This is a genomic window from Agrococcus sp. Marseille-Q4369, assembly GCF_018308945.1.
Taxonomy (GTDB): Bacteria; Actinomycetota; Actinomycetes; order Actinomycetales; family Microbacteriaceae; genus Agrococcus.
Genome location: NZ_CP070501.1, coordinates 468,794 through 491,336, shown reverse-complemented (window position 1 = coordinate 491,336; position 22,543 = coordinate 468,794). Strand labels below are relative to the sequence as shown.

Genomic DNA, 22,543 nt, shown 5'->3' with positions numbered 1-22,543 from the left:
CGTTCGGCCATACTTGAAGGGCCGTCGCACACGCCTCGCCGAAGACCGGCGCAGGGGTTCGGAGCCGATGGGCTCCCCACGATCCTACCGCGAACGGCATGAGAGGTGCACTGTGCTGGAGCGCTCGCGCAGCCTGATGGCCGCCGCCTGGGCCACCCTGGTCTCGCAGATCGTCATCGTCGGCACGGGCGGCGCCGTGCGCCTGACGGGTTCGGGGCTCGGATGCACGACCTGGCCCAACTGCGAACCGGAGTCGTTCGTGCCCGTGCCCGAGCAGGGCATCCACGGGGTCATCGAGTTCACGAACCGCGTCTGGGGCGCGGTCGTCGTGGCGATCGCGGTGGTCATGCTCGTGATGGCGATCCGCCGCCGCGCCGACCGCTCCATCGTGTGGCTCGCGGGCCTCGTGCTCGGCCTGAGCGTCGCGCAGGCGCTCATCGGCGCCGTCGTCGTGTGGATGGAGCTGCGACCCGACACCGTCGGCGTGCACTTCTTCCTCTCGGTCATCCTCGTCGCGCTCTCGGCGGTGCTGGTCTGGAAGGTCGTCGTCGGCCGCCCGGGCCCGCGCGTCGTGCCCCGCTGGCAGTCGGCGCTCGTGCACCTCATGACGTTCGCGCTCGTCGTCGTCGTCGTGGTGGGCGTGCTCACGACGGGCTCCGGTCCGCACGCGGGCGACGGGGGCGCGGCCCGGAACGGCCTGGACCCCGCGGTGATGCAGCACGTGCACGCCTGGCCCGGCTACGCGCTGCTCGCGCTCACCGTCGCCGTCGCGGCCGTCGCCTGGCGGCGCGGCCCGCGACTCCACCTGCGCTGGTCGCTCGCCCTGCTCGGCGTCATCCTGGTCCAGGTCGTCGTCGGCATCGTCCAGTCGCGACTCGGCCTGCCGATCATGCTCGTCGGCATCCACATGGTGCTCTCGGTCGTCTCGGCCGCGATCGGCGCTGCCGTGGTGCTCTCGCTCCGCCCGCCGCAGACGACGGACGCGCAGACGACGCGCGCCGACGCATCCGCCGTCGTGCGCGCATGAGCGGCGACCGCCCGGTCGACGGCTCGCTCGGCGACGTGCAGCACGGCGCGAGGCTCGGGGTGCTCGACATCGGCTCGAACACCGTGCACCTGCTGCTCGTCGACATGCGCCTCGGCGGCCGGCCGGTGCCGACGCGCTCGCACCGGCTGACGCTGCGGCTCATGCGCTACCTCGACGAGGACGGCGCGATCACCGACGAGGGCGTCGAGGCGCTGCTCGCCGCGATCCGCGAGTGCGTCACGATCGCGCGCAGCGAGCCGCTCGACGACTTCGTCGTGATGGCCACGAGCGCGCTGCGCGAGGCGGCGAACGGCGAGGCGGTCGTCGCGCGCATCGAGCGCGAGGCGGAGGTGACCCTCGACATCCTCTCGGGGCCCGACGAGGCGCGGCTGACGTTCCTCGCGGTGCGGCGCTGGTTCGGCTGGGCGGCCGGGCGCATCCTGCTGCTCGACATCGGCGGCGGCTCGCTCGAGATCGCCATGGGCGACGACGAGGAGCCGGCGATCGCGCTCTCGGCGCCGCTCGGGGCGGGGCGGTCGACGGTCGGCTTCTTCCGCTCCGACCCGCCGTCGCTCGCCGACCAGCGGGCGCTGCGCATCTACGCGAAGGCCGTGCTCGACGACGCGGTCGCGCAGGTGCAGCCGTTCGGGCGCCCCGACCACGTGATCGGGTCGTCGAAGACGATCCGCTCGCTCGCGCGGCTCGCGGGCAACGCGCTCCCGGGGGTCGGCGACGGCGACCGTGCCGTGCTGACGCGCCGCCAGCTCGACGACTGGGTGCCGCGCATCGCGCGCATGGACGCGGCGTCGCGCACGGCGCTGCCCGGCATCACGACCGATCGCACGTTCCAGATCGTCGCGGGCGGCATCGTGCTGTCGGAGGCCATGCGCGCGTTCCGCGTCAAGGAGCTCGACGTCAGCCCGTGGGCGCTCCGCGAGGGACGCCTGCTGCAGATGCTCGACCGCGTCTGACCCGACGCTGCCCTCAGCTCCACCGCGCGGGTCAGAAGGGCAGCAGCGGGTCGACGCCGACCGCGAGGAAGATGAGCGTCAGGTAGGTGTTCGAGGCGTGGAAGACGCGCATCGCGCGCACTTCGCGCTCGCCCTTGATCGCGCGGTGGTAGAGGCCGTGCGACTCCCCCACGAACCACGCGCCCGCGATGACCGCGACGCCCGTGTAGAGCCAGCCCATCCCACCCACCGGGATGAGCAGCAGGGTGCACGCGAGCGAGGCCCACGCGTAGAGGATCACCTGGATGCCGACCATCGGCCGGCCGCGCACGACCGCGAGCATCGGCACGTCGGCCGCCTCGTAGTCGTCGCGGTACTTCATCGACAGCGGCCAGTAGTGCGCTGGGGTCCAGAGGAAGACGAGCGTGAAGAGGATCCACGCGGGCCAGTCGAGCGTGCCCGTGACGCCGGCCCAGCCGATGACGACCGGGAAGCAGCCGGCGATGCCGCCCCAGACGATGTTCTGCTCGGTGCGGCGCTTGAGCAGCATCGTGTAGACGAGCACGTAGAAGGCGATCGCGGCGACCGAGAGCGCCGCGGCGAGCCAGGTCGCGAAGAGGCCGAGCACGAGCGTCGAGACGACCGCGAGCGTCCACGCGAACACGCGCGCCTCGCGCACCGAGAGGGTGCCGGTCACGAGCGGCCGGTGCTGCGTGCGGTGCATGACGCGGTCGATGTCGCGATCGAGGATCATGTTGAACGCGTTCGCGCTCCCGGCGCTCAGGAAGCCGCCGACGAGGGTCGCGACGAGCGCTCCGAGCGGGGGCACGCCGCCGGCGGCGAGGAACATCGTCGGGAGGGCGGTGACGAGCAGCAGCTCGATCACGCGCGGCTTCGTCAGCGCGACGTACGCGCCGGCCTTGACCTTCAGGGTCGCCCGTCCGGGAGCCTCCGGCGCCGCGGGGGCCGAGACGCCTGACGAGGTCGCATTCGACATGCAGCGGAGTCCTGTTCGAGTGATCGGGAGCGGGCGAGGGCCAACGGCCATCCTATCTGACTCGCGACGTCGCTCGCGGGAATCGCCCGGGACCCGCATGCGCTCGCTCACTATGCTGGGGAGGACGCCCACCGCCCGCATCGCCGCGGCTCCGCGCCGCCGGAAGAAGGAGCCGCTTTGGCATTCGAATGGACCACTGACGACCAGCGTGCCGTCGACACCGCCCGCCTGCTCGCGGCGGACGCCGTCGAGGAGGTCGGCAACGGCCACCCGGGCACGGCGATGAGCCTCGCGCCCGTCGCGCACCTGCTGTACCAGCACGTCATGGACCGCGATCCGGCCGACGACCGCTGGCTCGGTCGCGACCGCTTCATCCTCTCGGTGGGCCACTCGTCCCTCACGCAGTACGTGCAGCTCTACCTCACGGGCTCCGGCCTCGAGAAGAGCGACCTCGAGGCTCTCCGCACGTGGGGCTCCCTCACTCCGGGGCACCCGGAGTACCGCCACACGAAGGGCGTCGAGATCACGACCGGCCCGCTCGGCCAGGGCCTCGCATCCGCGGTCGGCTTCGCCTACGCGCAGCGCTTCGAGCGCGAGCTGCTCGACCCCGAGACGCCCGACGGCGAGAGCCCCTTCGACCACTACACCTACGTGATCGCCGGCGACGGCGACCTGCAGGAGGGCGTCACGAGCGAGGCCGGCTCGCTCGCGGGCCACCAGCAGCTCGGGCGCCTCATCGCGATCTACGACTCGAACGCGATCTCGATCGAGGACGACGTCGACATCGCCTTCAGCGAGGACGTGCGGGCGCGCTACGAGGCCTACGGCTGGCAGGTGCTCGAGGTCGCGTGGCGGCAGGGCGACGCGCCGAGGGCCGACGAGTACGTCGAGGACGTCGAGGCGCTGCACGCCGCGATCGAGGAGGCGAAGGCCGAGACGGGCAAGCCCTCCCTCATCATCCTCAAGACGATCATCGGCTGGCCCGCGCCGACGAAGCAGGGCACCGGCAAGGCGCACGGCGCGAAGCTCGGCGCCGACGAGATCGCGGCGGTCAAGGAGGTGCTCGGCTTCGACCCCGAGCGCTCCTTCCACGTCGACGACGCCGTGCTCGAGTACACGCGGCAGCACGCCGCGCAGCGCGCCGAGCACGCGCGCGACGCGTGGCAGCGCCGCTTCGACCTGTGGGCGAGCGCCAATCCCGAGCGGAAGGCGCTGCTCGACCGGCTGCTCTCCGGGAGCCTGCCGGACGGCATCGAGGATGCGCTGCCCACGTTCGAGGCGGGCACCGAGGTCTCGACCCGGGCCGCGTCGGGCAAGGTGCTCAACGCCCTCGCGGACGTGCTGCCCGAGCTCTGGGGCGGCTCGGCCGACCTCGCGGAGTCGAACAACACGACGCTCGAGGGCAAGGGCTCGTTCGCGCCCGCCGAGCGCTCGACGACGTCGTGGCCCGAGGCATCGCCCCGCGGCCGCACGATGCACTTCGGCATCCGCGAGCACGCGATGGCCGCGATCCTCAACGGCATCGCGCTGCACGGCCCGACGCGCGCGTACGGCGGCACGTTCCTGATCTTCAGCGACTACCAGCGCCCGGCGCTGCGGCTCGCGGCGCTCATGGGGGTGCACCCCATCCACGTCTGGACGCACGACTCCGTCGCGCTCGGCGAGGACGGCCCGACCCACCAGCCGATCGAGCAGCTCGCGACGCTCCGCGCGATCCCGGGCTTCGAGATCGTGCGACCCTCCGACGCGAACGAGACGGCGTGGGCGTGGAAGACGATCCTCGAGCGGCGCGATCAGCCGGTCGGCATCGCCCTCACCCGCCAGAACATCCCGGTGCTCGAGCGCGGCGACGGCGAGGCGACCGAGGAGACCCTCGCGCACGCCTCGAACGTCGCGAAGGGCGCGTACGTGCTCGTCGAGGCGGCGGGCGGCTCCCCCGACGTCATCCTGATCGCGACGGGCTCCGAGGTGCAGCTCGCCCTCCAGGCGCGCGAGCAGCTGCAGGCCGACGGCGTCGCCGCCCGCGTGGTGGCAGCCCCGTCGCTCGAGTGGTTCGCCGAGCAGCCCGACGAGTACCGCGAGTCGGTGCTGCCGGCCGCGGTGCGCGCGCGGGTCTCGGTCGAGGCCGGCTCGCCGCTCACGTGGCACCCGATCGTCGGCGACGCCGGTCGCTCGGTCGCGATCGACCACTTCGGCGCGAGCGCCGACTGGAAGACCCTGTTCCGCGAGTTCGGCATCACGGCGGAAGCCGTGGTCGAGGCCGCTCGCGCATCCATCGAAGCGGCCCGCTGAGCGGGCCGGCAGGAGGCAAGGACATGAACGAGAACACCCGGGCGCTCTCCGACGCGGGCGTCAGCATCTGGCTCGACGACCTCTCGCGGCAGCGCATCGAGAGCGGCACGCTCGCCGCGCTCATCACCGAGCGCGACGTGGTCGGCGTCACGACGAACCCGACGATCTTCGCGAACGCGATCGCCCAGGGCGAGTCGTACGAGGCGGCGATCCACGAGCTCGCGGCGGACGGCGCGAGCGTCGACGAGGTGATCACGGCGCTCACGACCCGTGACGTCGCCGACGCGTGCGACCTCTTCGCCGACCTCTACGCATCCACCGACGGCTTCGACGGGCGCGTGTCGATCGAGGTCGACCCCGGCCACGCGCGCGACACCGAGGCCACCGTCGCGCAGGCCGCCGAGCTGCACCGCCTCGTCGGTCGCGAGAACGTGCTCATCAAGATCCCCGCGACGCAGCAGGGCCTCGAGGCGATCGCCGCGACGATCGCGGCGGGCATCAGCGTCAACGTCACGCTCATCTTCTCGCTCGAGCGCTACCGCGACGTCATCAACGCCTACCTCACGGGGCTCGAGCGCGCGCAGCAGGCGGGGCTCGACCTGTCGAAGATCCACTCGGTCGCGTCGTTCTTCGTCTCGCGCGTCGACTCCGAGATCGACAAGCGGCTCGAGACGATCGGCACCGACGAGGCGCTCGCGCTCAAGAGCAAGGCCGGCCTCGCGAACGCCCACCTCGCCTATCGCGTCTGGCAGGAGTCGTTCGACTCCGAGCGCGCGAAGGCGCTGCTCGACGCGGGTGCGAACACGCAGCGGCCGCTGTGGGCGTCGACGGGCGTCAAGGACCCGTCGCTGCCCGACACGCTCTACGTGACCGAGCTCGTCGCTCCGCACACGGTCAACACGATGCCGGAGAAGACGCTCGAGGCGCTCGCCGACCACGGCCGCATCGAGGGCGACCGGGTCTCGGGCCGCGGTGGCGAGGCGGATGCGGTGCTCGAGTCGCTCGAGCGCGTGGGCGTCTCCTACACCGAGGTCGTCGAGCTGCTCGAGACCGAGGGCCTCGAGAAGTTCGACGCGTCGTGGGCCGAGCTCGTCGAGACCGTGCGCGGCCACCTCGAGCAGGCGGGAGCGGAGGCATGACGTTCACGATCACGGCCTCGGGCGCCGCGCAGGAGGCGATCGAGCGGGTCGTGCCGCAGCTCGTCGTCGACGGCGTCGCCGGGCGGCTCGTCTCGGGCGACGCGACGCTGTGGGGCGAGGCGGCCGAGCCCGAGGCCTCCGTGCGGCTCGGCTGGGTCGACGCCGCCGCCTCGACGGCGGGGCTCGTCGACGACATCGAGGCGCTGCGCAAGCAGCTGCGGCAGCGCGGCGTCGACCGCATCGCGCTCGCCGGCATGGGCGGCTCTTCGCTCGCGCCCGAGGTTATCACGCGCACCGCGGGCGTGCACCTCACGGTGCTCGACTCGACCGAGCCGGGCCAGGTGCGGCGAGCGCTGCGCGACGGGCTCGCACGCACGGCGCTCGTCGTCTCATCGAAGTCGGGCTCGACGCTCGAGACCGACAGCCAGCGCCGCGCCTTCGAGCAGGCGTACCGCGATGCGGGCATCGACCCGGTCGAGCGCATCATCGTCGTGACCGATCCGGGCTCGCCGCTCGACCAGGATGCGCGTCGCGCGGGCTACCGCGTGTTCAACGCCGACCCGAACGTGGGCGGCCGCTACTCCGCGCTCACCGCCTTCGGCATCGTGCCCTCGGGCCTCGCGGGCGTCGACGTGCGCTCGCTGCTCGAGGAGGCGATCGCGGCGCTGCCCGAGATCTCCGAGGACGCCGACGACAACCCGGGGCTCCGGCTCGCCGCCGCGATCGCGGGCACGCGGCCGCTGCGCGACAAGCTCGCGTTCGTCGCGGACGGCACCCACATCGTCGGCCTCGGCGACTGGGCCGAGCAGCTCATCGCCGAGTCGACGGGCAAGGACGGCGTCGGCATCCTGCCGGTCGTGCTCGAGAAGCACGCCCCCGAGCTCGCCGCCGAGCTGCCGGACCTGCAGGTCGTGCGCCTCGTCGGCTCCGCCCGCGAGGCGCAGCACGTCGAGCCGGGCGAGATCGAGGTCGCCGGCACGCTCGGGGCGCAGTTCCTCGTCTGGGAGTTCGCGACCGCCGTCGCCGGCAGGCTGCTGGGCATCAACCCGTTCGACCAGCCCGACGTCGAGTCGGCGAAGGTCGCCGCGCGCGGCCTGCTCGACGCGCTCGAGCCGCCCGCGGCCGCCGAGCACGTCGACGCGGGGATCGAGCTGCGCGGCACCGCCGGCGTCGTGCACGGCTCGCTCGAGGCATCCGTCGACGCCCTGCTCGCCCGGCTCACGGGCGAGGGCTACCTCGCGATCCACGCGTACCTCGACCGCATCGGGCAGCCTCGCTTCGAGCGCTTGCGCGAGGCGTTCGCCGCGCGCACCGGCCGACCCGTCACCTTCGGCTGGGGCCCGCGCTTCCTGCACTCGACGGGGCAGTACCACAAGGGCGGCACGCCGAACGGCGTGTTCCTGCAGCTGCTCGGCCAGCCGCACGAGGACCTCGAGATCCCTGGCCGCTCGTTCACGTTCGGGCAGCTGCTGCAGGCGCAGGCGTCGGGCGACGCGAGCGTGCTCGCCGAGCACGGCAGGCCCGTGCTCACCCTCACGCTCGACGACCTCGACGAGGGGCTCGACCGGCTCCTCGCGGCCGCCCGGCGATGACCGTGGCGCCGGCTCCGGCCGTCACGATCGCGGCGGGCCGGAACCCGCTGCGCGACCCCTCCGACCAGCGCCTCACGCGCATCCCGGGTCCGAACGCGATGACCTTCTTCGGCGTCACGGGCGACCTCGCGCGGAAGAAGCTGCTGCCGGCGGTCTACGACCTCGCGAACCGCGGCCTGCTGCCGCCGGGCTTCGGCCTCGTCGGCTTCGGCCGTCGCGACTGGGACGACGAGGGCTTCGCGCGCATGGTGCGCGAATCGGTGCAGCAGCACGCGCGCACGGCCTTCCGGGAGTCGGTGTGGCGGCAGCTCGCCGAGGGCATCCGCTTCGTGCAGGGCGACTTCGACGACGACGCGGCCTTCGACCGGCTCGCCGAGGTGCTCGCCGAGCTCGACCGCACGCGCGGCACGATGGGCAACCACGCCTTCTACCTGTCGATCCCGCCGAACGCGTTCCCGGTCGTCACGCAGCAGCTCAAGCGCTCCGGCCTCGCCGAGGGCGAGGGCGACCGCTGGCGACGCGTGGTGATCGAGAAGCCGTTCGGGCACGACCTCGAGTCGGCGCGCGAGCTGGGCCAGGTCGTCGAGTCGGTGTTCCCGGCCGACAGCGTCTTCCGGATCGACCACTACCTCGGCAAGGAGACGGTGCAGAACATCCTCGCGCTGCGCTTCGCGAACGCGCTGTGGGAGCCGATCTGGAACGCCAACCACATCGACCACGTGCAGATCACGATGGCCGAGGACATCGGCGTCGGCGGCCGGGCCGGCTACTACGACGGCATCGGCGCGGCGCGCGACGTCATCCAGAACCACCTGCTGCAGCTCTTCGCGCTCACCGCGATGGAGGAGCCCGTCTCGTTCGACGCCGCCGACCTGCGGGTCGAGAAGGAGAAGGTGCTGCGCGCCGCGCGCGTGCCGCTCCCCCTCGAGCACTCGAGCGCACGCGGGCAGTACGACGCCGGCTGGCACGGCGGCACGCACGTGAAGGGCTTCCTCGAGGAGGACGGCATGCGGCCCGACTCGGCGACCGAGACCTACGCGGCGATCAAGCTCGAGGTCGACACCCGGCGCTGGTCGGGCGTGCCCTTCTACCTCCGCGCGGGCAAGCGCCTCGGCCGCCGCGTCACCGAGATCGCGATCGTCTTCAAGCGCGCCTCGCAGTACCTCTTCGAGGAGTCGGACATCCGCACGATGAGCGAGAACGCGCTCGTCATCCGCGTGCAGCCCGACGAGGGCGTCTCGATGCGCTTCGGCTCGAAGGTGCCGGGGCACGGCATGCACGTGCGCGACGTCACGATGGACTTCGGCTACGGCCATGCCTTCACCGAGGAGAGCCCAGAGGCCTACGAGCGCCTCATCCTCGACGTGCTGCTCGGCGACCCGCCGCTCTTCCCCCGGCACGAGGAGGTCGAGCTCTCCTGGAAGATCCTCGACCCGATCGAGGAGCACTGGGAGGCGCAGGGCGGCCCGATCGACCAGTACGAGCCCGGCTCGTGGGGGCCGCGGAGCGCGCACGAGCTGCTCGCCCGCGACGGACGGCACTGGAGGCGACCGTGATCATCCGACTCTCCCGCACCACGACTGCCGAGGTGCAGCGGCGGATGCTCGAGATCCGCGAGGAGGGCGGCGTCGTCGCCCTCGGTCGCGTGCTCACACTCGTCATCCACACGCAGATCGGCGGGGAGGAGGAGGCGATCCGCGCCGCGAACCAGGCCTCGCGCGAGCACCCGATGCGGGTCATCGTCGTCTCCCGCAACCCCGACCACGTGAACGCCGACGAGGAGCCGCGGCTCGACGCCGAGCTGCGCGTCGGCGCCGACGCCGGCGCGAGCGAGGTTGTGCTACTGCAGTGCTACGGCGAGCTCGGCTCCCACTTGCTCGGCATCGTGCAGGGCCTGCTGCTGCCGGATGCGCCGGTCGTCGCGTGGTGGCCGAGCTTCATGCCCGAGACCCCCTCGGCGTCGCAGCTCGGCCAGATCTCCCAGCGCCGCATCACCGACTCGGGCAAGCAGCCTGATCCGCACGCCGCGATCATGACGCTCGCCGGCTGCTACCAGCCCGGCGACACCGACCTCGCGTGGACTCGGCTGACGAACTGGCGCGCGCACCTCGCGGCGCTCCTCGACCAGCCGCCCTTCGAGCCGGTGCACGGGGGCGTCGTCTCCGGCGACCTCACGAACCCGAGCGTGCACCTCATGGCGGCGTGGCTGCAGCTGCGGCTGCGAGTGCCGATCGACAAGGTCGAGGCCGGCGACACGCCGACCGGCTCGAGCGGGCTCCACGCCGTCGAGCTGCACCGCTCGAGCGGCGACTCGTCGCTCACGCGCGTGCGCGACTCCGTCGGCATCCTCCGCCAGCCCGGCCAGCCCGAGCACCACGTCGCGCTCTCGACGCGCGGCCTCGAGGATCAGCTCGCCGAGGAGCTGCGGAAGCTCGCGCCCGACGACATGTACCGCCAGGTGCTCGCATCGACCCTCGAGGAGGCAGCATGAAGCCGGTCGTCCACGCCGATCGAGCGGCACTCGTCGCGACCGTCGCCGACGCGATCGAATCCCTCATCGCGGAGCTCGTCGAGCGGCAGGGCCGCGCGACGATCGCGCTCACCGGCGGCTCGGTCGGCACCGAGCTGCTCGCAGCGCTCGCCGATCGCACGATCGCCTGGCAGCGCCTCGTGCTCACCTGGAGCGACGAGCGCTTCGTCGAAGCAGGCTCGAGCGATCGCAATGCGACGCAGGCGCGCGAGGCGCTCATCGACCGCGTCGCGATCCCGAGCGACCGGGTGCGCGAGCTCCCGGCGGCCGACGGCGGTTCGCTCGACGCCGCGGCGGAGGCCGCGACCGCGATGCTGCGCGAGCTCGGTCCCATCGACCTGACGCTGCTCGGCATGGGACCCGACGCGCACGTCGCGTCGCTCTTCCCCGGGCTGCCGGGCGTGCGCGCCGGCGGGTCCGCCGTGATCGCGGTGCGCGACTCCCCCAAGCCGCCGCCCGAGCGCTTGAGCTTCACGCTCGAGGCGATCAACGCATCCGACCGGGTCTGGCTCGTGGTCGCGGGCGCCGACAAGGCGGATGCGGTGGCCCGCGTGCTCGGCGGAGCCGACCTCGCCGAGGCGCCCGCGGTGGGCGTCGCGGGGCGGCTCGAGACGCTCATGCACCTCGACGCCGAGGCCGCCTCGCGGCTCTAGCGGCTGAGTGGCGCCCGCGCCTGAGTGGCGCCCGCAGTGCGTGAGCGGCGCCCGGGCGTGCTGGCGATGCCGCACCTGCGGCGGGCGGCGACGCGAGAGCGGCCGCCCTGCTGAGCAGGACGGCCGCTGGGGTCTGCGTGCGCCGTCGGCGCCGCTCGATCAGAGCGTCAGCCGCGCCCCTCGGCGGAGCGGAGCTTCTGCAGCGCCTCCTCGAGCAGCTCGGCTGCCTCCTCCGGCGTGCGGCGCTCCTTCACATAGGCGAGGTGCGTCTTGTACGGCTCGTTCTTGGCGACCTGGGGCGGGCTGGCCTTGTCGCGGCCGGCCGGGAGCCCGGTCGACGGCGAGTCGATCACCTCGGGGATCTCGTCCTCGGGGAGGTCGGCCGCGAAGTAGCGGACCGTCTCGTTGCCCATCGCGTCCCAGTAGGAGACCGCCACGCGCTCGGCGTGGAAGCCCCGGTCCTGCTCGCCCATGGGGCCCGCGCCGACGCGCGAACCACGGATCGCACTGCCTCCGGAAGCCATCAGATGCCTGCAAACTTGGTGATCAGGCCGAGCACGACGATGGATGCGACCCACGTCAGGCTGACGGCGACGGTGATGGTGTTGAGGTTGCGCTCCGCGACGCCCGACGAACCGAGCGACGAGCCGACCCCGCCGCCGAACATGTCGGACAGGCCGCCGCCGCGGCCCTTGTGCAGCAGGATGAACAGCGTCAGCAGCACGGATGTGACGCCGAGGATCACCTGCATGATGATCTGGAGAATCTCCACTAGCCCTCTTTCCGGTTTCGCGTTCCGGGCATCGCCCATCCACGAGAAGTCCAACGAGCATCCTACCGCAGGGATTCCCGCGGCGGGCGGGCGACGCGACGGCGTCAGGTGCCGACGTGGTGCTGGAAGCGCGCGATTGCAGCGAACTCGGCCGCGTCGAGGCTCGCCCCGCCGACGAGCGCGCCGTCGACATCGGGCTCGCGCATGAAGCCGGCGATGTTGCCCGACTTCACGCTGCCGCCGTAGAGGATGCGCGTGCTCGCTGCCGCCTCGTCGCCGCGGACCTCGGCGATCGCCTGCCGGAGAGCGTGCGCGACCTGCTGCGCCTGGTCGGCCGTCGCCGCCTTGCCCGAGCCGATCGCCCAGACCGGCTCGTACGCGACGACGATCTCGCCGGTCGCGGGCAGCTCGGCGAGCGCCTCGCGCAGCTGCTGCACCGGTACGGCCGAGGCGCCGTGCTGCTCGAGGTCGGCCTCCGTCTCGCCGACGCAGATGATCGGCGTCACGCCATGGCGGATCGCCGCTGCCGCCTTCCGGCCGACGAGCGCGGAGCTCTCCCCGTGGTCCTGGCGGCGCTCGGAGTGCCCGACGATCGCGTACGAGCACTCGAGCTTCGCGAGCATGGATGCGGCGACCTCGCCCGTGTGCGCGCCCGAGTCGTGCTCGGAGACGTCCTGGGCGCCGAAGCGCAGCTCGAACTTCTCCGCCGACACGAGCGTCTGCACGCTGCGCAGGGCGGTGAACGGCGGGAAGACCGCGACCTCGACCGCGGCGTGGTCGTGCCTCGCGTCCTGCAGCGTCCATGCCAGCTTCTGCACGAGTGCGATCGCCTGCAGGTGATCGTTGTGCAGCTTCCAGTTGCCCGCGATGAGCGGCGTGCGGTTCACCATCCGAGGACCTCCAGTCCAGGCAGTCGGGATCCCTCGAGGAACTCGAGGCTCGCGCCGCCACCGGTCGAGATGTGGCCGAACGCGTCGTCGTCGAAGCCGAGCTGCCGCACCGCGGCGGCGGAGTCGCCGCCGCCGACGACGGCGAGGCCGTCGGTCTCCGTGAGGGCCTGCGCGACCGCCTTCGTGCCGGCCGCGAACGCATCCATCTCGAACACGCCCATCGGCCCGTTCCAGAACACCGTGCGCGCGCTGCGGATGGCATCCGCGAAGGCCGCTGCCGTGTCTGGGCCGATGTCGAGACCGATGCCCGAGCCCCCGAAGCGCGACGACTCGATCGCGTCGGCGGCGACCGCCTCGTGCTCGGCGTCGGCGTCGAAGCGCTCCGCGACGACCACGTCGGTCGGCAGCAGCAGCTCGACGCCGCGCTGCTCGGCGTCGGCGATGTAGCCGCGCACGCGCTCGAGCTGATCCCGCTCGAGGAGGCTGGAGGCGACCCCGAGCCCCTTCGCGGCGAGGAAGGTGAAAAGCATGCCGCCGCCGATGAGCAAGCGGTCGACGCGCGGCAGCAGGTGCTCGATGACGCCGAGCTTGTCGCTCACCTTCGAGCCGCCGAGCACGACCGCGTAGGGGCGCTCGGGCGCTTCGGTGAGGCGGGAGAGCACCTCGAGCTCGCGCTGCACGAGCAGGCCGGCGGCGCTCGGGAGCGCTTGCGCGATCTCGAACACGCTCGCCTGCTCTCGGTGCACGACCCCGAAGCCGTCCGACACGAAGGCGTCGGCGCCCGCGGCGAGCTCCGCCGCGAACGTCGCCCGCTCGGTCGCGTCCTTGCTCGTCTCGCGCGGGTCGAACCGCAGGTTCTCGAGCAGTGCGAGCTGCCCGTCCTCCAGCGCGATGCGCACGCGGTGCGCGTCCTCCCCCACCGTGTCGGCGGCGAATGCGACCTCCGCACCCAGCAGCTCGCCGAGCCGCTCGGCGACCGGCGCGAGCGAGTACTTCGGGTCCGGCTCTCCCTTCGGCCGGCCGAGGTGCGACATCGCCACCACCTTCGCGCCCTGCTCGAGCAGGGCGCGAAGGGTGGGCAGCGACGCGACGATGCGGCCCTCGTCGGCGATCCGACCGTCCGTCAGCGGCACGTTGAAGTCGCACCGGATGAGGACGGTCCTGCCGGCGAGGTCGCCGAGCGAGTCGAGCGTGCGCAGGGTCATCAGAGCTGCGAGCCCACGTGCTCGGCGAGGTCGACGAGGCGGCAGGAGTAGCCCCACTCGTTGTCGTACCACGCGGAGACCTTGACCTGGTCGCCGATCACCCGCGTGAGGCCGGAGTCGAAGATCGACGAGAACGAGTTGCCGACGATGTCGGCCGACACGATCGGGTCCTCGGTGTACTGGAGGTAGCCCTTGAGCGGGCCCGACTCCGCGGCCGCGCGGTAGGCGGCGTTGATCTCGTCGACCGTGAGCCCGTCGCGCGTCGTGATCGTGAGGTCGGTGATCGAGCCGGTCGGCGTCGGCACGCGCAGGGCGTAGCCGTCCAAAATGCCCTTGAGCTCGGGGATGACGAGGCCGATCGCCTTCGCCGCGCCCGTGCTCGTCGGGATGATCGAGAGCGCCGCGGCTCGCGCGCGCCGCAGGTCGCTGTGGGGACCGTCCTGCAGGTTCTGGTCGGCGGTGTAGGCGTGCACGGTCGTCATGAGGCCGCGCTCGATGCCGAAGGACTCGTGGAAGACCTTCGCGAGCGGGGCGAGGCAGTTCGTCGTGCACGAGGCGTTCGAGATGACGTGGTCGGTCTCGGGGTTGTAGTCCTCGTGGTTGATGCCCATCACGAACGTCGGGGCGGGGCCCTTCGCGGGCGCGGAGAGGAGGACCTTCTTCGCGCCGGCGGCGATGTGGGCGGATGCGTCCTCGACCTTCGTGAAGCGGCCGGTCGACTCGATGACGACGTCGATGTCGAGCTCGCCCCACGGGAGCTTCGACGGGTCCTTCTCCTCGAGCACGCGGAACGGGTCGTCGCCGACCGTGATCGTGCCCTCGTCGAAGGTGACGGGAGCATCGATCGGTCCGGCGACGGAGTCGTACTTGAGGAGGTGGGCGAGGGTCTTGTTGTCGGTGAGATCGTTGACCGCGACGATGTCGATGTCAGCGCCCTGGGCAAGCGCTGCACGGACGAAGTTGCGGCCGATCCGGCCGAAGCCGTTGATGGCGACCTTCAGTGTCATGGTTTGGGGTTCCTGCCTGTCGGGTGGAGGGACCCCGGGCGCGTGCCCGGGGTCCCGGTCACGGGGTGACGATTCGCTAGCGGAGGATCAGACCGGAGGTCTGCGAGCGGGCGGCCTCGAAGCGCGCCTGCGCGTCCTGCCAGTTGACGATGTTCCAGAACGCCTCGACGTAGTCGGCCTTGACGTTGAGGTAATCGAGGTAGAAGGCGTGCTCCCACATGTCGAGCATGAGCACGGGGTGCGTGCCGACCGGCACGTTGCCCTGCTGGTCGAAGAGCTGGAAGACGTTGAGGCGCGCGCCGATCGAGTCCCACGCGAGCACCGACCAGCCGGAGCCCTGGATGCCCGTGGCGTTCGCGGTGAAGTGCGCCTGGAACTTCGAGAAGTCGCCGAAGAACTCGGCGATCGCGGCCTGCAGCTCGCCCTCGGGCTCGCCACCGCCGTCGCCTGCGAGGTTGTTCCAGAAGACGGTGTGGTTCGTGTGCCCGCCGAGGTTGAAGGCGAGGTCCTTCTCGAGCTTGTTGACGTTCGCGAGGTCGCCCGAGTCGCGCGCCTCGGCGAGCTTGTCGAGCGCGGTGTTCGCGCCGTCGACGTAGGTCTTGTGGTGCTTACTGTGGTGCAGCTCCATGATCTTCGCCGAGATGTGGGGCTCGAGCGCCGCGTAGTCGTACGGCAGCTCCGGCAGGGTGTAGACGGCCATGGCTGGCTCCTCTCTCGCGCGCTGCGCGCGCCGATGGGTCGTCTCGATCCTATCCACGGCGGCCTGATCGCGAGCAGGGTCGCGACGGCCGGCTCAGACGTCGTCGATGTCGGCCGGCACCGCATCCTCGGTGCTCGGGATGCCGCGCTCCTGCGCGGCGCGATCCGCCATCGCGAGCAGTCGCCGGATCCGCCCCGCGACCGCGTCCTTCGTCATCGTCGGCTGCGCGAGGTGGCCGAGCTCGTCGAGGCTCGCGTCGCGGTGCTCGAGGCGCAGTCGGCCCGCGTACGCGAGGTGCTCTGGCACCTCGGGACCGAGGATGTCGAGCGCCCGCTCGATGCGCGCGCACGCCGCGACGGCGGCCTGGGCGCTGCGGCGGAGGTTCGCGTCGTCGAAGTTCACGAGCCGGTTCGCGGTCGCTCGCACCTCGCGGCGCTGCCGCAGCTCGGCCCACGCCTGCACGGTGTCGAGCGCGCCCATGGTCGTGAGCATCCGCGAGATCGGCTCGCCCTCGCGGATGACGACGCGGTGCGCGCCGCGCACCTCGCGCGACTTGGCCGGCACGCCGAGCCGACCGGCCGCGCCGACGAGCGCCATCGCGGCCTCGTTGCCCGGGCAGGCGATCTCGAGCGCGGCGGAGCGGCCCGGGTCCGACAGCGAGCCCTGCGCGAGGAACGCCCCGCGCCACACGCCCGCGAGGTCCTCGAGCGAGCCGGTGGTGACCTTGTTCGGGAGTCCGCGCACGGGCTTGCGTCGCGCATCCATGAGCCCCGTCTGCCGCGCGAGCGTCTCGCCCTCGGCGATGACGCGCACGAGGTAGGCGCCGCTCGAGCGGCTCGACGACGACGAGATGCGGGCGATCTCGGCCTTGACGCCGTAGAGCTCGAGGATGCTGCGCGCGAGCCTGCGCGCGGCGGCCGCGGAGTCGAGCTCGCTCTCGACCGCGACGCGGTTCGAGATGACGTGCAGCCCGCCGGCGAAGCGCAGCAGGGTCGCGACCTCGGCCGCCTTCGTCTGAGGTCGCGTCACGCGCACGCGCGCGAGCTCCTCCTTGACGTCGTCGGTCAATGTCACGCCGGTTCCTCTCGTCATTCGCGTCCCAGATCCCTGTGCTTGACCGCGACCCGCACGCCCGGGTGCTCCGAGAGGCGCGAGGCGAGGTACTGCGCCATCGCGACCGATCGGTGCTTGCCGCCGGTGCAGCCGACGCCCAGCACGGCGTGCAGCTTGTTCTCGCGCGCGAAGCCGGAGAGCACCGGCTCGAGTGCCTCGACGTAGCGGTCGGCGAACTCTCGCGCACCCTCCTGCTCGAGCACGAAGTCGGAGACGACCTCCTCGGTGCCATTGTGACCGCGCAGGTCGGGGTTCCAGAACGGGTTCGGCAGGAAGCGCATGTCGGCGATGAGGTCGGCGTCGACCGGGAGCCCGTACTTGAAGCCGAAGCTCATGACCGTGAGCACGACCTCGAGCTCGCCGCCCGGCGCGAAGCTCTCCCCCACGCGCGTCGTGAGCTGGTGCGGGTTGAGGCCCGTGGTGTCGAGCAGCTGGTCGGCCATGCCGCGCAGCTGCTCGAGCCGGTGGCGCTCCATGCGGATGCCGTCGAGGATCGTGCCGTCGCCCTGCAGCGGGTGCGGCCTGCGCACCTGCTCGTAGCGGCGCACGAGCTCTGCGTCGCTCGCCTCGAGGAACAGCACGCGCACGGAGTGCTCGTTGCGCAGCATCTCGACGAACCGCTTCGCGTCGTCGAACAGCACGCCGCCGCGCACGTCGACGACGATCGCGAGCTTCGCCTCCGTCGCATCGCCCGCCGCAGCCGTGCGCACGAGCGCGCGCAGCATGCTCGGCGGCAGGTTGTCGACCACGAACCAGCCGAGGTCCTCGAGCGCGTTCGCGACCGTCGTGCGTCCTGCACCGGACATGCCGGTGATGATGACGATCTCTCTCGCGTTCACAGCCTGCCGTTCCTCACCCTCGCGTGTCAGCCTCCATCGTATCGGCGCGCAGAGCGCGTGCGATGGCCTCCGCGAGCGCAGGCCCGACGCCGGGCACCTCGCGCAGCTCCTCGGGGGACGCTGCGCGCACGCGCTTCGCGGAGCCGAAGTGCTTGAGCAGCGCGCGTACGCGCGACGGCCCGAGCCCCGGGATGCCGCTCAGCTGCGACTGGATCGCGCTCGAGCGCTTCTGCCGCTGATAGCTGATCGCGACGCGATGGGCCTCGTCGCGCAGCCGCTGCACGAGGTAGAGCGCCTCGCTCGAGCGCGGGAGGATCACCGGGAACTCGTCGTCCGGCAGCCAGAGCTCCTCGAGGCGCTTCGCGATGCCGGCGAGCGCGACGCCCGTGACGCCCTGCTCGTCGAGCGCGCGCTTCGCCGCCTGCACCTGCGGCCGGCCGCCGTCGACGAGCATCAGCTGCGGCGCGTAGGCGAAGCGGGTCGACGACGCGTCGGGATCGCCCTCGACGAGGTACTTCGCCCGGCGGGTGATGACCTGGTGGATGGAGTCGGTGTCGTCGGTCGTCTGCGCGATGCCGAACCGGCGGTACTGGTCCTTGCGCGGCAGCCCGTCCTCGAACACGACCATCGAGGCGACGACGCCCTGCCCGCCGAGGTGCGAGACGTCGAAGCACTCGATGCGCAGCGGCGCCTCGGCCATGCCGAGCGCCTCCTGCAGGTCGGCCAGCGCCTGCGAGCGCGTGACGTAGTCGCTCGTGCGCTTCGTGCGCGCCACCTGCAGCGCGTGCGCGGCATTGACGGTGGCGGAGTCGGCGAGCTTGCGCTTCTCGCCGCGCTGCGGCACCCGCACCTCGACGCGCCCGGGCAGCCCGTGGTCGACACGGCGGTCGGTGAGCCACGCCTCGACCTCGGCGACGGCGTCGGGCTGCTTGGGCAGCAGCACCTCGCGCGCGGGCGGGTCGCCCTCGTCGTACGCGATGCGCAGGATCTGCGTCGCGAGCTCGCTGTCGTCGAGGTCGATCTCGGTGTCGACGACCCACGACTTCGTGCCCCGGATGCGTCCTCCCCGCACCGCGAACAGGTGCACGGCGGCGCTCAGCTCGTCATGCACGAGCCCGAACACGTCGGCGTCGACGCGATCGGAGAGCACGACGCTCGTGCGCTCGAGCACCGACTCGAGGGCGACGAGCTGGTCGCGCAGCCGCGCGGCGCGCTCGAACTCGAGCCGCGCGCTCGCGCGCTGCATCTCCTCCCGCACGCGGTCGACGAAGTCCTGGTCGCCGCCGTTCATGAACGCGACGAGGTCGCGGGCGATCTCGCGATGCTCCGCAAGCGTGACGCGGCCGACGCACGGCGCGGAGCACTTGCCGATGTCGCCGAGTAGGCACGGCCGCCCGGAGCGCTCGGCGCGGTCGTACACCGACTGGCTGCACGAGCGCATCGGGAAGGCCTTCAGCAGCAGGTCGAGCGTCTCGCGGATCGCCCACACCTTCGTGTAGGGGCCGAAGTATCGGGCGCCGCGGATGCCGCGATTGCGCGTGATGAGCGCTCGCGGCACGTCCTCGCCCATCGTCACCGACAGGTACGGGTACGACTTGTCGTCCCGGAACTGCACGTTGAACGGCGGCTCGTACTCCTTGATCCAGGTGAACTCGAGCTGCAGCGCCTCGAACTCGCTCGCGACGATCGTCCACTCGACGCGGACGGCCGTGAGCACCATGCGGCGCGTGCGCTCGTGCAGCGCCTCGAGCGGCTGGAAGTAGTTCGAGAGGCGCTGGCGCAGGTTCTTCGCCTTGCCGACGTACAGCACCCGCTCGTGCTCGTCGCGGAACCGGTAGACGCCGGGCGCCGTCGGGATCGTCCCGGGCGCCGGCTTGTAGGGCACGGTCCGCGGCGCGCGTGCCGCGGTCATCGCACTCCCGCGCCCAGGATCTCCTTGAGGAAGGCTCCCGTGTGGCTGCCCTCGACCTCGGCGACCTGCTCGGGCGTGCCCGTCGCGACGATCGTGCCGCCGCCCGAGCCGCCCTCGGGGCCGAGGTCGATCACCCAGTCCGCGCTCTTGATGACGTCGAGCGAGTGCTCGATCGTCAGCACGGTGTTGCCCTTCTGGACGAGTCCGTCGAGCACCTCGAGCAGCTTGCGCACATCGTCGAAGTGGAGCCCGGTCGTCGGCTCGTCGAGCACGTAGATGGCGCGGCCCGACGTGCGCCGCTGCAGCTCGGTCGCGAGCTTGACGCGCTGCGCCTCGCCGCCCGAGAGCGTCGTCGCCGACTGACCGAGCCGCACGTAGCCGAGGCCGACGTCGACGAGCGTCTTGAGGTAGCGGTGGATCGACGAGATGGGCGCGAAGAAGTCGGCGGCCTCCTCGATCGGCATCTGCAGCACGTCGGCGATCGACTTGCCCTTGTAGTGCACCGAGAGCGTGTCGCGGTTGTAGCGCGCGCCGTGGCACACCTCGCACTCGACGTAGACGTCGGGGAGGAAGTTCATCTCGATCTTCAGCGTGCCGTCGCCCATGCACGCCTCGCAGCGCCCGCCCTTGACGTTGAACGAGAAGCGGCCGGCGAGGTAGCCGCGCGCCTTCGCCTCCGCAGTCTCGGCGAACAGGTTGCGGATCTTGTCGAACACGCCCGTGTAGGTCGCGGGGTTCGAGCGCGGCGTGCGCCCGATCGGGCCCTGGTCGACGTGGATGACCTTGTCGAGGTGGTGGAGGCCCGTCACGCGCGTGTGCCGCGCGGGCACCTGCCGTGCGCCGTTGAGGGCGTTCGCGAGCACCTTGTGGAGGATGTCGTTCACGAGCGTCGACTTGCCCGAGCCCGAGACGCCGGTGACGGCGACGAACACGCCGAGCGGGATGTCGACGTCGAGGTGCTTGAGGTTGTTAGCGCGCGCGCCCTCGACCCGCAGCATCCGCTCGGGGTCGACCGCTCGCCGCTCGGTCGGGGTCGGGATCGACTCTCGACCCGAGAGGTACTTGCCGGTGAGCGAGGTCGGGTGCTCGAGCAGCTCTTCGAAACCGCCGGAGTGCACGACCTCGCCGCCGCGCTCCCCCGCGCCCGGGCCGATGTCGACGATCCAGTCGGCGGTGCGGATCGTGTCCTCGTCGTGCTCGACGACGATGAGGGTGTTCCCGAGGTCGCGGAGCGCCTCGAGGGTGCCGATGAGCTTGCGGTTGTCGCGCTGGTGGAGGCCGATCGACGGCTCGTCGAGCACGTACAGCACGCCGGTGAGGCCCGCGCCGATCTGCGTGGCGAGGCGGATGCGCTGGGCCTCGCCGCCCGAGAGGGTCGCGGCGGCGCGCGAGAGCGAGAGGTAGCCGAGCCCGACGCGGATGAGGAAGTCGAGCCGCGCGCGGATCTCGCGCAGCACCGCCGCCGCGATCGTCGCCTCGCGCTCGTCGAGGTCGAGGCCCTCCATGTAGGCGTGCGCGTCGTCGAGGCTCATGTCGGAGACCGTCGCGATCGACGAGCCGTGCACGAGCACGCTCAGCACCTCGGGCTTGAGCCGCGCGCCGCCGCACTCGGGGCACGGCACCTCGCGCAGGAACTCGCCGTGCTTCGCGCGCACCCAGTCGCTGTCGGCCTCCTCGTGCTTGCGCTGGATGTAGGGCATGACGCCCTCGTAGCCCGTCGCGTACTTCAGCTGGCGCCCGTAGCGGTTGCGCCACTGCACCATGACGTTGCCGTCGGTGCCGTGCAGCACCACTTGGCGCACCTCGGTCTCGAGGTCGCGCCACGGGGTGTCGAGCGAGAAGCCCATCTCGCGCGCGAGGCCTCCGAGGAGCCGCTCGAAGTAGGTGTAGAGGCCCTTGCCCGACTGCGTCCACGGCAAGATCGCGCCCTCGCGGATCGAGAGCGCCTCGTCGGCGATCACGAGCTCCGGGTCGGCCGACATCTTCGTGCCGATGCCGGTGCACTCGGGGCACGCGCCGAACGGCGCGTTGAACGAGAAGGTGCGCGGCTCGATCTCGGTGAGCGAGACGGGGTGGCGATTCGGGCACGAGAGCTTCTCGCTGAACGTGCGGGTGCGCTCGGGGTCGCTCGACTCGAGGTCGACGTAGTCGATCGTCGCGAGCCCGTCGGCGAGCCGCAGCGCGGTCTCGAGCGAGTCGGTGAGCCGCGAGAGCATGCCGGGCTCGGCGACCATGCGGTCGACCACGACCGAGATGTCGTGCTTGTTCTGCTTCTTGAGCGCGGGCGCGTCGGCGAGCTGCACGAGCTCGTCGTCGATGACGGCGCGCGAGTAGCCGGTTGCGACGAGGTTGCGCAGCAGGTCGGCGAACTCGCCCTTCTTCTGCTGCACGACCGGCGCGAGGATCTGGAAGCGCGTGCGCTCCGGCAGCTCCATGAGCTCGTCCGCGATCTGCTGCACCGTCTGGCGCTGGATGCGCTCGCCGCAGATCGGGCAGTGCGGCACACCGATGCGCGCCCACAGCAGGCGCATGTAGTCGTGCACCTCGGTGATCGTGCCGACCGTCGAGCGCGGGTTGCGGTTCGTCGACTTCTGGTCGATCGACACGGCGGGGCTCAAGCCCTCGATGAAGTCGACGTCGGGCCGGTCGACCTGGCCGAGGAACTGGCGCGCGTAGGCGGAGAGCGACTCGACGTAGCGGCGCTGCCCCTCGGCGAAGATCGTGTCGAAGGCGAGCGACGACTTGCCGGATCCGGACAGCCCGGTGAACACCACGAGCGAGTCGCGCGGGATGCGCAGGTCGACGTCCTTGAGGTTGTGCTCGCGGGCGCCGCGGACGTGCAGCTCGGCGGTGTTCGTGGTCGTGGATGTCACCGAAGAAGCCTACGACCGGCCGCTGACACGCATCCCTCGGCTTCGCTCAGGG

The 22,543-nt window shown here is 71.8% G+C and carries 19 protein-coding genes; 8 read left to right on the top strand and 11 right to left on the bottom strand.

What is annotated here, in order from left to right; genetic code table 11:
• The first annotated feature begins 112 nt into the window (after positions 1-112).
• Entirely contained in the window at positions 113-1,027 is a 915-nt protein-coding gene (locus JSQ78_RS02520; RefSeq protein ID WP_211449154.1) for a COX15/CtaA family protein, read from the top strand.
• Positions 1,024-1,998 (top strand): Ppx/GppA phosphatase family protein, encoded by a 975-nt coding sequence (locus JSQ78_RS02515; protein ID WP_211449152.1) that lies wholly within the window; start codon positions 1,024-1,026, stop codon positions 1,996-1,998. Before JSQ78_RS02520 ends, JSQ78_RS02515 begins: the two co-directional genes overlap by 4 nt.
• Before the next feature lie 31 nt (positions 1,999-2,029).
• On the opposite strand, the gene JSQ78_RS02510 is transcribed toward JSQ78_RS02515, so the two are convergent.
• Positions 2,030-2,974, bottom strand: coding sequence for a heme o synthase (locus tag JSQ78_RS02510; protein ID WP_211449150.1), 945 nt, complete (start codon positions 2,972-2,974; stop codon positions 2,030-2,032).
• A gap of 177 nt (positions 2,975-3,151) precedes the next feature.
• Here JSQ78_RS02510 and tkt point away from each other — a divergent pair, with 177 nt between their 5' ends.
• From tkt to pgl, 6 genes are read left to right on the top strand one after another with little or no spacing between them, the layout of a single operon-like run.
• Positions 3,152-5,266, top strand: coding sequence for a transketolase (gene tkt / locus JSQ78_RS02505; RefSeq protein ID WP_211449149.1), 2,115 nt, complete (start codon positions 3,152-3,154; stop codon positions 5,264-5,266).
• Positions 5,267-5,289: 23 nt separating this feature from the next.
• Entirely contained in the window at positions 5,290-6,405 is a 1,116-nt protein-coding gene (gene tal, locus JSQ78_RS02500; RefSeq protein WP_211449147.1) for a transaldolase, read from the top strand.
• A complete protein-coding gene (locus JSQ78_RS02495; protein WP_211449145.1) occupies positions 6,402-7,997 on the top strand; it encodes a glucose-6-phosphate isomerase in 1,596 nt (531 codons plus the stop codon). Before tal ends, JSQ78_RS02495 begins: the two co-directional genes overlap by 4 nt.
• A 2-nt stretch (positions 7,998-7,999) precedes the next feature.
• Entirely contained in the window at positions 8,000-9,553 is a 1,554-nt protein-coding gene (gene zwf, locus JSQ78_RS02490) for a glucose-6-phosphate dehydrogenase (protein WP_249295830.1), read from the top strand.
• Complete coding sequence (locus JSQ78_RS02485; protein WP_211449141.1) at positions 9,550-10,488, top strand: glucose-6-phosphate dehydrogenase assembly protein OpcA; 939 nt, start codon at positions 9,550-9,552, stop codon at positions 10,486-10,488. Before zwf ends, JSQ78_RS02485 begins: the two co-directional genes overlap by 4 nt.
• Positions 10,485-11,180 carry a 6-phosphogluconolactonase gene (gene pgl / locus JSQ78_RS02480; RefSeq protein ID WP_211449139.1) on the top strand — a complete coding sequence of 232 codons (696 nt, stop codon included), beginning with the start codon at positions 10,485-10,487 and terminating at the stop codon, positions 11,178-11,180. The genes JSQ78_RS02485 and pgl overlap by 4 nt, the downstream gene beginning before the upstream one ends.
• A gap of 167 nt (positions 11,181-11,347) precedes the next feature.
• Here the strand turns inward: pgl and JSQ78_RS02475 are convergent, their stop codons facing one another.
• The 10 genes from JSQ78_RS02475 to uvrA form a co-directional block, all read right to left on the bottom strand.
• Positions 11,348-11,704: an RNA polymerase-binding protein RbpA gene (locus JSQ78_RS02475; protein WP_211449137.1), complete on the bottom strand. Its 357-nt coding sequence runs from the start codon at positions 11,702-11,704 to the stop codon at positions 11,348-11,350.
• Positions 11,704-11,952: a preprotein translocase subunit SecG gene (secG, locus tag JSQ78_RS02470; RefSeq protein WP_021009476.1), complete on the bottom strand. Its 249-nt coding sequence runs from the start codon at positions 11,950-11,952 to the stop codon at positions 11,704-11,706. Before secG ends, JSQ78_RS02475 begins: the two co-directional genes overlap by 1 nt.
• Before the next feature lie 104 nt (positions 11,953-12,056).
• The gene (gene tpiA / locus JSQ78_RS02465) at positions 12,057-12,842 is read right to left on the bottom strand and encodes a triose-phosphate isomerase (RefSeq protein WP_211449136.1); all 786 of its coding nucleotides are present in this window, start codon (positions 12,840-12,842) and stop codon (positions 12,057-12,059) included.
• Positions 12,836-14,047, bottom strand: a complete 1,212-nt coding sequence (locus JSQ78_RS02460) for a phosphoglycerate kinase (protein ID WP_211449134.1) — start codon at positions 14,045-14,047, stop codon at positions 12,836-12,838. Before JSQ78_RS02460 ends, tpiA begins: the two co-directional genes overlap by 7 nt.
• A complete protein-coding gene (gene gap / locus JSQ78_RS02455) occupies positions 14,047-15,054 on the bottom strand; it encodes a type I glyceraldehyde-3-phosphate dehydrogenase (protein ID WP_211449132.1) in 1,008 nt (335 codons plus the stop codon). The genes JSQ78_RS02460 and gap overlap by 1 nt, the downstream gene beginning before the upstream one ends.
• Before the next feature lie 76 nt (positions 15,055-15,130).
• A complete protein-coding gene (locus JSQ78_RS02450; RefSeq protein WP_211449130.1) occupies positions 15,131-15,754 on the bottom strand; it encodes a superoxide dismutase in 624 nt (207 codons plus the stop codon).
• A gap of 93 nt (positions 15,755-15,847) precedes the next feature.
• Positions 15,848-16,828 carry a DNA-binding protein WhiA gene (gene whiA, locus JSQ78_RS02445; protein WP_211449129.1) on the bottom strand — a complete coding sequence of 327 codons (981 nt, stop codon included), beginning with the start codon at positions 16,826-16,828 and terminating at the stop codon, positions 15,848-15,850.
• Positions 16,829-16,842: 14 nt separating this feature from the next.
• Positions 16,843-17,673 (bottom strand): RNase adapter RapZ, encoded by an 831-nt coding sequence (gene rapZ / locus JSQ78_RS02440; RefSeq protein WP_211449127.1) that lies wholly within the window; start codon positions 17,671-17,673, stop codon positions 16,843-16,845.
• A 46-nt stretch (positions 17,674-17,719) separates the two neighbouring features.
• Complete coding sequence (gene uvrC, locus JSQ78_RS02435; protein WP_211449125.1) at positions 17,720-19,618, bottom strand: excinuclease ABC subunit UvrC; 1,899 nt, start codon at positions 19,616-19,618, stop codon at positions 17,720-17,722.
• Complete coding sequence (gene uvrA / locus JSQ78_RS02430) at positions 19,615-22,491, bottom strand: excinuclease ABC subunit UvrA (protein WP_211449123.1); 2,877 nt, start codon at positions 22,489-22,491, stop codon at positions 19,615-19,617. Before uvrA ends, uvrC begins: the two co-directional genes overlap by 4 nt.
• Positions 22,492-22,543: the final 52 nt, after the last annotated feature.

Coding starts and splice junctions, on each gene's coding strand:
- JSQ78_RS02515 (WP_211449152.1), top strand. CDS start 1,024: ATGAGCGGCGACCGCCCGGTCGACGGCTCGCTCGGCGACGTGCAGCAC.
- JSQ78_RS02510 (WP_211449150.1), bottom strand. CDS start 2,974: ATGTCGAATGCGACCTCGTCAGGCGTCTCGGCCCCCGCGGCGCCGGAG.
- tal (WP_211449147.1), top strand. CDS start 5,290: ATGAACGAGAACACCCGGGCGCTCTCCGACGCGGGCGTCAGCATCTGG.
- JSQ78_RS02495 (WP_211449145.1), top strand. CDS start 6,402: ATGACGTTCACGATCACGGCCTCGGGCGCCGCGCAGGAGGCGATCGAG.
- pgl (WP_211449139.1), top strand. CDS start 10,485: ATGAAGCCGGTCGTCCACGCCGATCGAGCGGCACTCGTCGCGACCGTC.
- JSQ78_RS02475 (WP_211449137.1), bottom strand. CDS start 11,704: ATGGCTTCCGGAGGCAGTGCGATCCGTGGTTCGCGCGTCGGCGCGGGC.
- tpiA (WP_211449136.1), bottom strand. CDS start 12,842: ATGGTGAACCGCACGCCGCTCATCGCGGGCAACTGGAAGCTGCACAAC.
- JSQ78_RS02460 (WP_211449134.1), bottom strand. CDS start 14,047: ATGACCCTGCGCACGCTCGACTCGCTCGGCGACCTCGCCGGCAGGACC.
- gap (WP_211449132.1), bottom strand. CDS start 15,054: ATGACACTGAAGGTCGCCATCAACGGCTTCGGCCGGATCGGCCGCAAC.
- JSQ78_RS02450 (WP_211449130.1), bottom strand. CDS start 15,754: ATGGCCGTCTACACCCTGCCGGAGCTGCCGTACGACTACGCGGCGCTC.
- rapZ (WP_211449127.1), bottom strand. CDS start 17,673: ATGTCCGGTGCAGGACGCACGACGGTCGCGAACGCGCTCGAGGACCTC.
- uvrC (WP_211449125.1), bottom strand. CDS start 19,618: ATGACCGCGGCACGCGCGCCGCGGACCGTGCCCTACAAGCCGGCGCCC.